8 protein-coding genes are annotated in these 15,105 nt (G+C 42.9%); all 8 read left to right on the top strand.

Annotation, left to right across the window (positions count from 1 at the left end; genetic code table 11):
- The first annotated feature begins 12 nt into the window (after window positions 1-12).
- The 8 genes from AC5YD2_RS09520 (at window position 13) to pglZ (ending at window position 15,090) form a co-directional block, all read left to right on the top strand.
- On the top strand, window positions 13-1,026 hold the full coding sequence (locus tag AC5YD2_RS09520) for a DUF8808 domain-containing protein (RefSeq protein ID WP_496126105.1): 1,014 nt from the start codon (window positions 13-15) through the stop codon (window positions 1,024-1,026).
- A 120-nt stretch (window positions 1,027-1,146) separates the two neighbouring features.
- On the top strand, window positions 1,147-2,013 hold the full coding sequence (locus tag AC5YD2_RS09515) for a BrxR family helix-turn-helix transcriptional regulator (protein ID WP_496126104.1): 867 nt from the start codon (window positions 1,147-1,149) through the stop codon (window positions 2,011-2,013).
- Window positions 2,014-2,023: 10 nt separating this feature from the next.
- The gene (locus tag AC5YD2_RS09510; RefSeq protein ID WP_496126103.1) at window positions 2,024-2,635 is read left to right on the top strand and encodes a DUF1819 family protein; all 612 of its coding nucleotides are present in this window, start codon (window positions 2,024-2,026) and stop codon (window positions 2,633-2,635) included.
- A gap of 16 nt (window positions 2,636-2,651) precedes the next feature.
- Window positions 2,652-3,227, top strand: a complete 576-nt coding sequence (locus tag AC5YD2_RS09505) for a DUF1788 domain-containing protein (protein ID WP_496126102.1) — start codon at window positions 2,652-2,654, stop codon at window positions 3,225-3,227.
- Between the two features lie 41 nt (window positions 3,228-3,268).
- Entirely contained in the window at window positions 3,269-6,949 is a 3,681-nt protein-coding gene (brxC, locus tag AC5YD2_RS09500; RefSeq protein ID WP_496126101.1) for a BREX system P-loop protein BrxC, read from the top strand.
- Between the two features lie 46 nt (window positions 6,950-6,995).
- Entirely contained in the window at window positions 6,996-10,532 is a 3,537-nt protein-coding gene (pglX, locus tag AC5YD2_RS09495) for a BREX-1 system adenine-specific DNA-methyltransferase PglX (RefSeq protein WP_496126100.1), read from the top strand.
- On the top strand, window positions 10,532-12,469 hold the full coding sequence (locus tag AC5YD2_RS09490; RefSeq protein ID WP_496126099.1) for a DUF262 domain-containing protein: 1,938 nt from the start codon (window positions 10,532-10,534) through the stop codon (window positions 12,467-12,469). The genes pglX and AC5YD2_RS09490 overlap by 1 nt, the downstream gene beginning before the upstream one ends.
- A complete protein-coding gene (pglZ, locus tag AC5YD2_RS09485) occupies window positions 12,466-15,090 on the top strand; it encodes a BREX-1 system phosphatase PglZ type A (protein WP_496126098.1) in 2,625 nt (874 codons plus the stop codon). Before AC5YD2_RS09490 ends, pglZ begins: the two co-directional genes overlap by 4 nt.
- Window positions 15,091-15,105: the final 15 nt, after the last annotated feature.

Here is a 15,105-nt window from a genome sequence, read left to right as displayed (position 1 = left end):
TAGAGGATTAATGTGCATATACCTACTGCACAAGAACAACTTAAATTTCTAAAAAATATTCAACTGATTTTACAGTCGGGTAGTTTTAGTAGCACCTACAAATTTGCATTGCTGATTAGCCTAAGCCGATTAGCTATTGAAAAAGGTGAAGATTCAGGTGAAAGTCTATCACTCGAATATACCGATATTGCTGAAAAATTTATTGAGCTGTATTGGAAGCAGGCTGTTCCATATATCTTTAATGATGAAGGTCAGCTGATCTTGAATCAAAACAATGGTAAGCAGGCCGCGATTGTAAATCGTATAATTGAGCATAGAAAAAATTATTCATCTCTTGGGATGTTAAGACGAGATTCCTTGGTATGGTTGACGCTACTTAACGAGGTAAAAAGCATTGTTAAAAAAATGCCTGTAACTTTCCTACAGAACATCAATGGTCAAAATTTTGAGTTTTTATATCACCTTAATCGGTGCGGAAAGCAACTCATTCTTCTGCCTCAAGTTATGTTTTGCTTAAGGCAGTTCAGCGAAATTATTGAGGAATTGTGTCAGAAACGTTGGATTGACTATATCCGCAAGAATGGCAGCAATGCAGCCATCTTGAATCAATTACCTAATCTTGAACAATTCATGTTTGAGCCGAGTAGAAACCAGTTGAATGCGGTAGCAAATGTATTGGTCGATCTACAGGACTGTAAATGCTTCTACTGCAATAAACCGATGCGCAATGGCAATTACGCCGTTGATCATTTCATTCCATGGTCTATGTATCCATCAGATACAGGTCATAATTTTGTGTTGGCGGACTCAAACTGTAATTCTAAGAAAAGTAATTTGTTGGCATCAAATGAGTTTTTGCATAAGTGGCAAGAACGTAACGAAGAACAGGATTTGATTATTGTGGATCGAATTTCTGTACTTGGTTTTTTAACAGATAAAGAGCGGTCACATAGGGTGGCAGAGTGGGCATATGCTCAAGGGAAAGAAAATAATTATTTAATGTGGATGGGTGAAAATAGCAAATAAATCATGGCTCCCCTGAGATTAGACTAAAAATCCAATTGCTTTAAAAATACCGTAAAAAATGTTTACTGTACATTTGCTATGGGGTAATCTTAAAACTACTATTTATTGACTGATTGGTATATGACGACAGATAAGCATGAAGTGCTTCTTCGAATGCGAGCCATCGAGCTGCTTGCTTACTGGGAAGGTCGTTTGGTTACCAATCGTTTGATGAGCTGGTTTGGGCTCAGTCGACAGCAGGCTTCTGCGGATATCAAGCGTTATAATACGCTGTATAACCCCGATGCCTTGATTCATGACCCCTCAGTCAAGGGTTATGTGCCCAAGGCCAGCTTCCAGCCTGTACTGACTACAGCGCATATCAATGAATATCTCAATATGCTGTCAGGTTTGGTTAGTGAATCGCATGCGCTGATTGCGATGCCAGAACCGAATCTTGCAGCAGTTCAATTACTTGATCGCAGTGTACGTCCTGAAGTGATTCGGGAAGTTTTGCGTGCCTGCCGCAACCAAAACACTTTAAAAATGATTTATGCCTCGATGCAGAATCCGCAGTGGCATGAACGCATCATTTCCCCACACACTCTAGTGTATACCGGTTTTCGCTGGCATGTCCGTGCCTATTGCCATCAGAGCAAGCAGTTTAAGGACTTTTTACTCTCCAGAATTAATCGCACACCTGTTGTGGTAGCGATTGAGTCAGTAGACCCTACTCAGGATCAGCAATGGCATGAAGAAATTGTACTGACGCTGATCCCTAATCCAAAATTGAATGAAGCTCAAAAAGCGCTGGTCGAAAAAGACTTCGGCATGCCTGATGGCAGATTACAGATTCCGGTGAAAAAAGCCCTGGCTCACTATACCTTGCAGCGATATCAGGCCGCGATCACGCTGGTTGAGGCGGAAGATGCCTTGAAATATCCTCTGGTGTTACAACGTTCAGATATCGAAAAGCTGTCATCTTATCTGTTTGATCAGGTCTTATAGGAGATTGGCTATGTTAGAACAATTTCATTATGACAGTGACCTGATTGGCGGTTCCCTGATGGTGCGTGAAAGCCGGCTGATCGCGGATCTTTTATTACGAGAAGCGACTCCAGAACAATGGCATCAGGCAATTCAGATTGACAATATTCTGCAAAAAAGAACGCCTGCTTCAGCCCAACGTAACTCCACTGCCATTCGTAAGCGTCTGGAGCGCTTAGAGCCTGATTTCTGGAAAGCTTTGCGTGATGGGGATGATGAGCTGGCGACCCAGGTGGCTTTTTGTGGCGCACTGGAACGCAACCTGTTGCTGCTTGAGTTTATGGAAACGGTGATGAGGGATGCCTATATCTCTCAGGCGCAATACTTGGACAGTTATATCTGGTCAGATTTTTTGGATGAACGCTCACAACGTGATCCGGATATTTGTGATTGGAAAGAGTCCAGCAAGAAAAAAATGGGGCAGGTGGTGTTTCGCATGCTGGCAGAAGCCGGTTACTTAAAAAGTACCCGTAAGCTGGAATTGCAGCGCGTGATCGTCAGAGCAGAGCTGCGTAGCCTGTTGGAAGAACATTATAAACAACGCATTAAAAGATCTATGGAAGTGTCGGTATGGACGCGTTAGTTGTAGAGGGGTAGCAATGAGTCAAACAATACATGAGCGTCTGAACCAGATTCCAGAGCGAATTCTTTCCACTGAGTTTCTCACTGGACAAGGATTGGGCAATGAAATTGGCTTCTGGATTTTTGATTATGCACCTGAAGATGAGTTGAAAGTGCGCGAATATCTGCATTTTCTTGAAGGGATGCTAGAGAAAAAACACAGTCAGCTGAAGGTGGTGAATATCAATCTGCTGCAAGCCGTGGTGGATTATCTGACTGAGCGTAACTTCATCGATAAAGCCATTCAAATGCAAAAAGCCAAAGGCGATGAAGCGCTGCTCAAAGCCTTAAAGGGCCCACTGCATATGGATAAGTTCGCGCCGTATCTGGTGAGTAAATATGCCACCAATGCGCAAGATATTGTGTTGATGACTGGGGTTGGGTCGGTTTGGCCACTGTTACGGGCCCATCACTTATTGAACAGTTTGCATTCGTTACTGGGGCATAAGCCAGTGGTGCTGTTTTACCCAGGCTATTACGACGGTCAAGCGATGAGTTTATTTGGAAAAATTCCAAGCAACAATTACTACAGAGCATTCAGATTAGTGCCTTAAACACGGCAAATAGAAATAAGAATTCGGGGGAATAGATTGAGATGAACATTAAAGAACTTTTTTACAAGCCATTAGATCGTGCGATTAACGGGGTGGTCAAGGCAGATCAGAATGACAATACCACGGTTTATCAGGAACTTGATGAGTATGTGGTCACCAATGAACTGGAAAAGCATTTTCGGGACTTTTTCCAGTCTTATGGCACAGATCTAAGCGATCCTTCGATTGCTAACCGAGTCGGTGTGTGGATTTCAGGCTTCTTTGGTTCAGGTAAATCACATTTCCTGAAAACCTTGTCGTATATTCTGGCCAATAAAGTGGCACGTGACGCGGAAGGTAACGAACGCGGTGCTGCAGAATTCTTTGATGAAAGCAAAATCCGGGATGCGTTTATCCGTGCGGATATTGGCAAGGCCGTCAGTCATCATGCCGATGTTATCCTGTTTAACATCGACAGTAAAGCCAGTTCCAATGATGATGGTAATCCGATCCTAAATGTGTTTTTACGCGTGTTTAACGAGTATCAGGGTTTTAGTGCTGACCATCCACATATTGCCCATATGGAACGTCACCTGAGCCAGAAAGGTGTCTACGAACGCTTTAAACAGGCGTTTGAAGAATCTAGCGGCATGTCTTGGCTAGAAGAACGTGACGGCTATCAGTTCTATCAGGATGATGTCGAAACCGCGATTTCCCAAGCCCTCAACTTATCTGCTGAAGCTGCGCATAAATGGTTTGAGGATTCTGAGCAGACCTTTAGTGTTTCGGTTGAAAACTTCTGTCAGTGGGTGAAAGAATACCTGGACAGCAAAGGACCCCAGCAACGCATGTTGTTCTTGGTCGATGAAGTGGGGCAGTTTATTGGCAGCGATACCCGCTTGATGCTGACATTGCAAACCATTACTGAAAACCTAGGTACGATCTGTAAAGGCCGCGCTTGGATTATCGTCACCTCACAGGCAGACATCGATGCTGTTTTAGGTGAGATGTCTTCTTCCAAAGCCAATGACTTCTCCAAGATTGCTGGACGTTTTAAAACCCGTTTATCGCTGTCCAGTTCCAATACCGATGAAGTCATCCAGAAACGTTTATTACGTAAAACCCCAGAAGCTGAAGCATTGCTCAGATCAGTGTTTGAGCAAAAGGGTGATATTCTCAAAAATCAGATTACCTTTGACCGTTCAGGCCCAACACTCAAGAACTATGAGGGGCCAGACAGCTTTATTCATAACTATCCTTTTGCGCCGTATCACTTCCAGTTGGTGCAAAAAGTTTTTGAAGAAATCCGTAAGGTCGGTGCGACCGGTGCACACCTGGCCTATGGTGAGCGATCCATGCTGGATGCCTTCCAGATGGCCGCGAATGCGATTGCTACAGATGAAGTCGGTGCCCTGGTTCCTTTCCACCGCTTCTATACTTCAGTGGAAGGATTTCTGGATACAGCAGTGAAGCGTACCATCGACCAGGCAGGGCAGAATAAGACCCTGGATGGTTTTGATGTACAGATGCTGCGTACCCTGTTCATGATCCGCTATGTCGATATCATCAAAGGGACCTTGGATAACCTGGTGACTTTGTCGATTGAGAAAATTGACGAAGACAAGCTGGCATTACGCAAGCGCATTGAAGAAAGCCTGCTGCGTCTGGAAAAAGAGAGCCTGATTACCCGCAATGGTGATGAGTTCCTGTTCCTCACCAATGAAGAGCGCGATATCACCCGCAAAATTAAAGCCACAGACTTAGCAGCTTCAGAAGAAAATAAAGAGTTAGCCAATCTGATCTTTAAAGATTTACTGCGCGATCAGAACAAATACCGCCATCAAGCCAACAAGATGGACTATCAGATTGGTCGTTTCCTAGATAGCCATAGCCTGGATGGGAAGTATGAGAGCGATTTGAAAGTTGAAATTATTTCTCCGCTTGATACGGAATATAACCTCTATACAGAAGCTTACTGTATTGGTAAAAGTACTCAGGCCGAAGGACAAGTGCTGTTTAAACTGGCAGACGATAAACAGTTCTTTAATGAACTGCGCACCTGGCTGAAAACCAATAAATTCATCCGCTTAAATGATGATGGCACTCAGTCCGATATCACCCGTATTCTGGCAGACCGTGGCCGTGAGAATCAGGAGCGTAAAAAACGCCTGCGTGCCCGGGTCGAAGAAATGTTGCTGGACGCGGAAAGTTATGCCTTGGGGCAACATCTACAACTTTCATCTTCAAGTCCAACCACCAAGCTGGATGAGGCTTGTCGTTATCTGCTGGAAAATACCTATACCAAACTTGGCTATCTGCAAGTCTATCAGCAGGATGCCTGGCGTGAGCTGAACGCCGTTTTGACTGTAGATGATATGGCACAGCTTGGATTATCTCTGGATGGTAGTCAGACGAATCCGAAAGCCCTACAGGAAGTGGAACAGTATATTTCGCTGCGTGCAACCGGTACAGAACGTATTCTGGTGTCTGACGTGGTCGAGCGTTTCGCCAAACGTCCTTATGGCTGGCCGGATGCCGAGATTTTACTACTGGCAGGTCAATTGGCTGCCATGGGACGTATTTCACTGCAGCTAAATGGTGGCAGCTTACAGTTAAAAGATGCCTTTGAGCCTTTACAAAACAGCCGCCGTCGCCGTGATGTGTCGATCATTAAAAAACGCCAGACTGATGATCAGGTATTGAAACAGGCACGCCAACTCACCCAAGACCTGTTCTCGGCCATGGGACCAGCGACAGAGAAAGAGCTATTTGAATTCTATACCAAAAACTTTAAAAACTGGTTAGCCAACTTTAAGTCCTATAAGAGTAAAACTGATGTCGGGCAGTTCCCGGGCAAGAAAGTGATTGAAAAGTCGATTCTCACGATAGATCGCTTACTAGCGAATAGCGACAGTTTCGATTTCTTTAAAGCCGTGGTTGAGAACAAGGACGACTATCTGGATCTGGAAGAAGATTATCGTGATATTCATGAGTTCTTCACTAACCAGATGCCGAGCTGGCAGCAACTGCAACAGGCCTTACGTCATTTTGAGAAGAACAAACAGGCGCTGGGCAGTGATGATGTGGCAAAAAAAGCCCTCTCCGAATTACACCGTATTTCGACCCTTGAATCGCCCTATGGCCTGTTAAATAAAGTCGCTGATTTGGTTCGTACAGTGGAAAGCGTCAATGAGCAATTGCTGACTGAGAAGCGTAGCCATGCGGTAGAGCAAATTGATGACAAGATCAAGCAGTTAGAAGCTGAGATTAAAAACAGTGGCATCGCTACCGCTGAGCTGAGTAACAAGCTACTACGTCCGCTGCAATTGCTCAAAGCGGATATTGAAGTGGAAACTAGCCTATCCACCATCTATATGCTGCAAACCCAAACCGCCGTGGAGCGTTTTGATGAAGCCTTGTATGAGTTGGAAAGCGAAGTTCAGGCGGAAATCCAGCGTCAGGCCAAAGCGGCACAACTGGCTCAGAGCAAAGCCGAGAGTGTAACCAACACTGCAACCACCTCCAGCCCAGTTACATCAACACCTGCTGCGAGTCCGGTACAGCCTGTGACAGCCGTAGTGCCACCGAAACCTGTGGTGGAAGTCGATGTCGCCAGCATTTACAGCAAAAGCTCAAGTAGTGTCTATTTGGAAACGGAAGAGTCAGTGGATCAGTTTGTAGACGCACTCAAAGCTGAACTGAAAAAAATCGTGAGTGACAAAAAGCGTGTGCGTATCCGCTAACAGGGCTTAGGGATATCGGCATCAGTCATTAATTAAAGGTTTAAAGATGAATACCAGTAATATTAAAAAATACGCACCGCAAGCACGTAATGATTTTATCGCAGCGATGCGCAAGCAGGCCGCCAAATATGGCATCACCGCAGACCGCATTTTACCGGCTGAACAGAAAGGCGACTTGCTGCTGATTGGCGATCAGGTTTTTCCGCTATCCGTCATGAAACCTCGTGAGAAGCTGATCAAGCGCATTCAAACCAGCAGTTTTGAGCAGACTATTGATTATATCGCTTACAGCTGGTTTAACCGTCTCTGTGCGATTCGCTACATGGAATGCAAAGGCTTACTGGATCATGGTCGCCGTGTACTGAGTAGTGCAGATGGCAATGCAGGCTTGCCACAGATTCTGGAAGAATGTCTGGATATTGACCTACCAGGTTTAGATGCCAGCCGTGTGGCTGAATTCAAACTGGATGGCAATAAAGACGAAGAACTGTACCGTGAACTGTTACTGGCTCAATGTCATGCGTTGAATCAGGTCATGCCACTCTTGTTTGAACAGGTGTCTGATGAATCTGAACTGCTATTACCTGACAATTTGACCAAAACCGATTCTTTGATTCGTGGTCTGGTCAGCAGCATTCCGGAAGAAGACTGGTCGGATGTACAGATTATTGGCTGGCTGTATCAGTTCTATATTTCTGAAAAGAAAGACCAGGTGATTGGTAAAGTCGTCAAGAGTGAAGATATTCCTGCAGCGACACAACTCTTCACCCCAAACTGGATTGTGAAGTATTTGGTGCAAAACAGTGTTGGTCGTTTATGGATGATGGCACAGCCTGATAGTACGCTTGCTAGTGAGTGGGAATACTATATTCAGCCAGCGGAACAAACTGATGAAGTCAATGCCCAGTTAAAACAGCTGATTGATGTGCGGATCAGTGAAGATGGCGATACCTTAAACCCTGAAAGCATTACGGTACTCGATCCTGCCTGTGGTTCGGGGCATATTTTGGTGGAAGCCTATGATTGCTTAAAAGCAATTTACTTAGAGCGTGGTTACCGTAGCCGTGATATTCCACGTTTGATTTTGGAAAATAACCTGTACGGGATTGATATTGATACCCGTGCCGCACAGCTCGCCAGTTTTGCATTGTTAATGAAAGCACGTGAAGATGACCGCCGTTTATTTAGCAATCCACCGAAGCTGAATATTATTGCGTTGCGGGATAGTCAGCCTGAGCGTTTAGACACATTGAGTCAGGATTTGGCAAGTACAGGCCTAGAAAAGGCAGATTTAAAAGAGTTACTAGATCTATTTGAGCATGCTTCGACTTTTGGTTCTTTGATTCAAATTCCTGCAGCATTTGCTAAGAAGTTACCTGATTTAGAAACTAAGCTGAATACAGCATCAGAGTCTGGAGATATTTTTGCGCAGCAGTCAGCGCAGGAGCTGTTACCGCTCGTCCAGCAAGCGAAATTACTGGCTAAACAATATGATGCTGTGATTGCGAATCCGCCGTATATGGGTACTAAATTCTTAAATAAAAATTTAAAGGAATTTTTGAAAAAAAATTATAAAGGATTCGAAAAAGACCTATTTTCAACATTTATAGTGAGAAATCTTTCCTTAACGAAGGAAAGTGGTCAGCTAGGTTTTATGTCACCGTTTGTATGGATGTTTATTTCATCTTATGAAAAAGTAAGAGAGAAGTTAATTAATGAAACAACAATAACATCATTAATTCAGCCTGAATATCATGCTTTTTTCGAATCAGCATTTGTACCTATCTGTGCGTTTTGTATTTCACGGAACCATTTAGTTAAATATAATAGTTCGTTTATCAGATTAGTCGATTTTAACAGACAAGAAGACCAACCTATAAAAGCACTAGAGGCTATCAAAAATCCAAATTGTGGTTGGTTTTTCAATGCTAAACCGGATGATTTTAAGAAAATACCTGGAAGTCCTGTGGCTTATTGGGTGAGTGAAAAAGTAAGGGAGATTTTTGATGTTAGTCCCTCTTTATCCTTAATAGCTGAAACACGAAAAGGTATGGTGACCGGCAGTAACGAAAATTATGTAAGATCATGGTATGAAATTAATACATCTACTTTTGGATCCACAGGTTATTCAAGGGAATCTGCTAAGAAATCGGGACTGAAATGGTTCCCCTATAATAAGGGCGGTGGTTTTAGAAAATGGTACGGTAATAAGCTAGATGTAGTTAATTGGCAAGATGATGGGGTTTTATTGCAAACAGCAAGACATCCTAAAGAAAATAGGATATGGGCTACAAATTTCAATTTAGATTATATTTTTAAACCCAATGTTAATTGGGGAGCAGTTACTTCTTCTGAATTTTCTGCAAGATATTCTAGTGGGAGTGAGTTATTTGACGCTGGTGGATCTGCTGCATTCACGGAAAACTATTCTCTCCCTCTGTTAATTGCCTATTTAAATTCCTATGTTGCGAGTTATTGTTTAAAAACAATAAATCCTACGTTAAATTTTCAAGCTGGTAATATATCTAACTTACCTATTAAAATTATGACCAGCGATACTGTCGCTACCTCTACATGCAAATTAATAGATTTATCTAAAACAGACTGGGATTCTTACGAGACCTCATGGGACTTTACTCAAAACCCAATCATTCGTACGGGGCAGCCAAATCTAGAACAAGCCTTTAATACATGGAGACAGCAAAATGCTGACGCCGTGGTTGAAATGAAACGTCTGGAAGAAGAAAACAATAAGCTGTTTATTGATGCTTATGGTTTACAGGACGAACTGACACCAGATGTACCCGATGAACAAATCACCTTAACTCGTGCTGATCGAGAAAAAGATAGCCAGCGTCTAGTGTCTTATGCCATCGGCTGTATGATGGGACGTTATAGCTTAGATGAGCCAGGTCTGATCTATGCCCATGCAGGCAATCAAGACTTTGATGCCAGTCGTTATCAAACATTCCCAGCCGATGCTGACGGCATTATTCCACTGACCGAAATGCACTGGTTCGAAGATGATGCAACGCACCGTATTCGAGAGTTCTTAACTGCAGTTTGGGGCAAAAACACACTAGACGCTAATATGCTGTGGCTCGCAGAAAGCTTGGATAAAAAAGCCAGTGAAACAGCTGAAGATACCATTCGCCGTTACTTAGCAAGCAAGTTCTATAAAGACCACATGCAAACCTATAAAAAGCGTCCGATCTACTGGCTATTTAGCAGTGGTAAACAGGGGGCTTTCCAGGCGTTGGTGTACTTGCACCGCTATAACGAAAGTACCTTGGCTCGTATGCGTACTGAATACGTCATGCCGCTGATTTCCAAAATGTCCGCTATGGCTAATTCTTTGCAAAGTGAAATAGAAAACAGTGATTCTGCTGCTGAAATTAAACGTAAAGAGAAAGAATTACAGAACTTACATAAACAACAGGCTGAACTGAGTAGTTTTGAGGAAAAACTGCGTCACTATGCCGATCAGCGTATTAGCTTAGATCTGGATGATGGGGTGAAAGTGAACTACGGCAAGTTTGGGGACTTGTTGGCTGAAGTGAAAGCTGTGACGGGGGAGAAATAATGCGATTAAGAAGCTTAAATGAAATTTTTGAAAATCGACTTATTCGGATCCCTGACTATCAAAGGGGATATGCCTGGCGTAAACAACAACTTAAAGATTTCTGGGAAGACTTAACCTTACTTGAAGCAGATCGCGTTCATTATACAGGGGTTATTACCTTAGAAGCAGTAGACCGTAAAACTTGGTCGAAGTGGGAAGACGATGAATGGCTGATTGATGATCTTGATTATAAGCCCTACTTTGTCGTGGATGGTCAGCAGCGATTAACGACAGCGATTATTTTAATACAGGCGATTATTGAAACAGTTCCTGATGGAAAAAGTATCGCAAATCAGTTTGTTTCTGATCTAAAAGCAAAATTTGTTCAAAGAAAGCCAACGGATGGGATTCGTGAAAGCTATATCTTTGGCTATGAAAAAGATAATCCAAGTGATGAGTTTTTAAGAACTAAAATTTTTGGTTTGCAGTCTCATACTAATCAATTACAGGAAACGCTGTATACACGCAATTTATTCAATGCAAAGAAATTTTTTAAAGAAAAATTAGTGGAACTGAGCTTTGAAGAAATCACGGTTTTGTACAAAAAATTGACGCAAAAATTGCGTTTCAACTTGTATGAAATTGACGATGAGATCGACGTATTTGTTACGTTTGAAACCATGAATAATCGTGGCAAATCCTTAACCAATTTGGAGTTGCTGAAAAACCGATTGATTTATCTGTCGACATTATATCGTGACAATCAGGGGCGTTCTAAGCTTCGAAAAAATATTAATGATGCATGGAAAACCATTTATGAGTATCTAGGTAAAAATCCTGAAAAACCTTTGCCAGATGATGAGTTCTTAAAAAATCATTGGATTATGTATTTTAAATACAGTCGTGATAAAGGGGATGATTATAAAAAATTCCTGCTGGATGAAAAATTTAATGCCCGTTGTATCACGCATCCAAAAAATGCCCAAGACACCTTGAAAATTGAAGAGATTCAGGATTATGTAGCAAGTCTTCAACAGTCTGTTATGAATTGGTTCTATTTACATAATCCTTATTTCCCAGTAGCAAATAATCTTTCTGATGATGAGCAATTATGGCTAGATCGTCTAGGACGTTTGGGTTTTAATGCATTTAGACCTCTAATCTTAGCTGCTTATAATACCAATACTCCTGCAACCAAGATCGCTGAATTGCTGAAAGTTGCAGAGCGGTTTGCTTTTACTTTATTTAGTTTGAGTCAACGACGTGCCAATACAGGAGACTCAGCAATTTATGGTTTAGCACGTGAGCTTTTAACGGGGAGAAACACAATCGATGCAACGATTAATTCAATAGAGGGATTAATCACACGATTCTTTGATCCACATAACTATTTCACTTATATCGAAGACAAATATAAGTTTAGGGATGGATTCTACTCATGGAAAGGTATTCGTTATTTCCTTTATGAATATGAACATTATCTCAAAGAGAAAGGAAAGAATCCTACAACCAAATTAATGTGGAATGAGTTTACTGAAAGCTTGGAGGGTTATGTAACTTTAGAGCATATCTATCCACAAAAAGATACAGATCCATACTGGGTTAGTAAATTTGGCCATCTTGATGAGCAACAAAGAAAATGGCTTACACATTCTTTAGGTAACTTATTGCCATTATCTCGTTCAAAAAATTCTTCATTACAAAATGACAGTTTTGATTTAAAGAAAAATAATGACGATGGTATTGGATATTACAATGGATCAGTATCTGAAAATGAAGTAAATACAAAACAAGATTGGACACCTAAAGAAATTAAAGAGAGAGGTTTAACTCTATTAAAGTTCATGGAGGAGCGCTGGGAAATCGCGTTAGGTGATCAAGATTTTAAAGAAAAGCTACTTCATGTTGATAGCATTCCATTTCCTGTTGTAATGGCAGAAAAAGAGGTGACTGCATGAATCTGAATCAGCTACAGAAGGGTCTGGAACAGGCTTTCTACACTGAAAAGCACCGGATTGTCTTCTGGTACGATGCTGAACAGTCCTTTACTGAAGAAATTAAAGTCCTAGAGCTAAATGATGTCCAGATTCTAAATATGGCAGAAGAATCCAGCCTTGCGATTAAGCTTAAACTGGAACTTGAAGATCAGCAGGGCAAATACTTGCTTTATTTCCCAAGCCCTGAGCCTGAAACCGAAAAAGACTGGTTACTGGACATCAAGCTGTATTCACGCAGCTTCTATGCCGATCGTTTCTCGATTATTTTCAATGAGCTCGGTTTACAACAACAAAGTTTAAGAGAACATCTGGCCAAACGTGAAGAATTCCTTAAAGCCAAAGCCCGTCTGAGCACCTTAAAACGCTATATCCAGCCTGATGCAGATGCACAGGATCTGGATATGGCCATGATTGCAGCTGTGGTCAAGGCCGACAGTGCCGAGCTGATGCATATTGTCCTGGCGTTGGCAGATGAAGTGGTACAGCAGAACCTGGCTCTGGAAGTCAATCCGGACTCCTTTGCTGAACTGGAAAAATTCCAACTGGTGCCGGCTTTGGTCACCGCATTACAGGCGGAAATTGGTTATCCAGCATCGGTTGAAGAATTGAATGGGGAAGCACCATTTAAGCTCGGTACGTTCTTTATCCGTTTAATGAGCACAGGTTTCTGTGAAAGCCTGGGCGATATACCGCTATGGGCTCAAGAACTGGTGATGTCATCTGTCAGTTCACGTGCAACAGCCAGAGCCTTTTTGTCACGCTGGAGAGACAGCTCCAAATACTACCCAACCTTCGATACACTCTCCCAGACCGTGGCCAATGCACTGCGGATCCAAGAAAAGGTCGGGGCTTTTGATCTGGAGCAGCTGCTCGATGTCATGACCTTTGAAGTGATTGAACAAAAGATCATTGTTGATTTGGCCAGTCATATCCCTGCAGCAGCCAAAGCTGAACTGGAACATTTCAGAACGATTATTTCTACCCGTCTGGATGGCTATTGGGCTTCCAAACATAAGGACGATGCAACCCGCCGTAAATACCGTACCGTCTATACAGCGTTGCAGGCAGCGATTGAGCTGTTCAGTCTGCGACTGCAGTTTGATTCTGGGTTCTATTTCGACTCCAGCGAAGCCTTGTATAAAGCCTACGAGCAGGAGTTGTATCGCTTTGATATGGCCTATCGCCACTACAGTGCTGCTTCTCAACGCGCTCATGTCGATATCCTGAAAAAACTCGATGAAGAAGTCGAAAATTGCTATTCCTACTGGTTTATTGACCACTTGGCACGAAACTGGGGAGAGCGGGTTGAAGCTGAGCAACACTTGAATGTCTGGAAAGTGGCTGATATCCCAAATCAGCAGAACTTCTACGATACCCACGTCAGACCCTTACTCAATTCTGCAACGAAACGCCGTATTGTGGTAATTATCAGTGATGCTTTCCGCTATGAAGCTGCAGTAGAGTTGCGTGATCGTATTAATGAAAAGCGTTATTCTGAAGCGACCTTGTCTTCACAGCTGGGCGTTGTCCCAAGTTACACCACACTTGGCATGGCCTCGTTGTTGCCGCATCAAAATTTGGAGTACAAAGAGGCCGCAGGGGATGATGTTTTAGTAGATGGACACTCCAGCAAAGGGACTGCAGCACGATCCAAAATTCTGGCTGCCTATAATGGATTGGCGGTTACCGCTGAAACGGTAAAAGGCTGGTCGCGTGATGAAGGCCGTGAAGCACTTAAAGACCATGAGCTGATTTACGTTTATCACAACGTGATTGATGCACGCGGTGACAGCGCCTCGACAGAATCAGAAACCTTTATGGCGGTGGAACATGCCATTGAAGAACTGACCGAACTTAGCCGCAAAATTTTAATGCACTTTAATATTTCCACCCTATTGATTACAGCCGACCATGGCTTCCTGTTCCAGCAAAGTAAACTGGAATCTGCGGATCGTTCAAGCTTGACTGAAAAACCTGCCAATACATTGAAGAGCAAAAAACGCTATGTGATTGGGCATGGTTTACCAGAGAGCAAGGAAGCCTGGAAAGGCTCAACCCAAGCTACGGCAGGCACATTATCTGCGACTGATTTTTGGATTCCAAAAGGGGCGAACCGTTTCCATTTTGTAGGAGGCTCACGTTTCGTGCATGGCGGCATCATGCCTCAGGAAATCGTGGTGCCGGTACTGACGGTAAAACAGCTGCGTGGTGAAAAGGCTGGACAACGAACCAAGCGTAAAGTTGAGGTTATTTCTACCAAATCCACGCTGAAAATGGTCAATAACATCCAGAAGTTTGATTTGATGCAAACTGAAGCTGTCAGTGAGCTGGTCATGCCAGTGACTTTATCCATTGCCATTTATGATGGGGATCTTAAAGTTTCCAGTGAAGAAACTTTGACTTTTGATAGCACTACCGACTCTGTTGCCGATCGGGTCAAACAGGTCAGGCTGTCATTGTCTGGCACTGATTTTGACCGTAAGAAAGATTACTTCCTGGTACTGAAGGACAAAGACCTGAATATCGAGATGCAACGCTATAAGGTCACCATTGATCTGGCATTTACCGATGACTTCTTCTGATAACGAATTAACGAT

The sequence above is a fragment of the Acinetobacter sp. CY73 genome (assembly GCF_059515865.1).
This window is presented reverse-complemented; position numbering and strand designations above follow the sequence as displayed.

Bases quoted from the DNA above. Each gene is read 5' to 3' on its own strand.
- AC5YD2_RS09515 (WP_496126104.1), top strand. From the start codon at position 1,147: ATGACGACAGATAAGCATGAAGTGCTTCTTCGAATGCGAGCCATCGAG.
- AC5YD2_RS09510 (WP_496126103.1), top strand. From the start codon at position 2,024: ATGTTAGAACAATTTCATTATGACAGTGACCTGATTGGCGGTTCCCTG.
- AC5YD2_RS09505 (WP_496126102.1), top strand. From the start codon at position 2,652: ATGAGTCAAACAATACATGAGCGTCTGAACCAGATTCCAGAGCGAATT.
- brxC (WP_496126101.1), top strand. From the start codon at position 3,269: ATGAACATTAAAGAACTTTTTTACAAGCCATTAGATCGTGCGATTAAC.
- pglX (WP_496126100.1), top strand. From the start codon at position 6,996: ATGAATACCAGTAATATTAAAAAATACGCACCGCAAGCACGTAATGAT.
- AC5YD2_RS09490 (WP_496126099.1), top strand. From the start codon at position 10,532: ATGCGATTAAGAAGCTTAAATGAAATTTTTGAAAATCGACTTATTCGG.
- pglZ (WP_496126098.1), top strand. From the start codon at position 12,466: ATGAATCTGAATCAGCTACAGAAGGGTCTGGAACAGGCTTTCTACACT.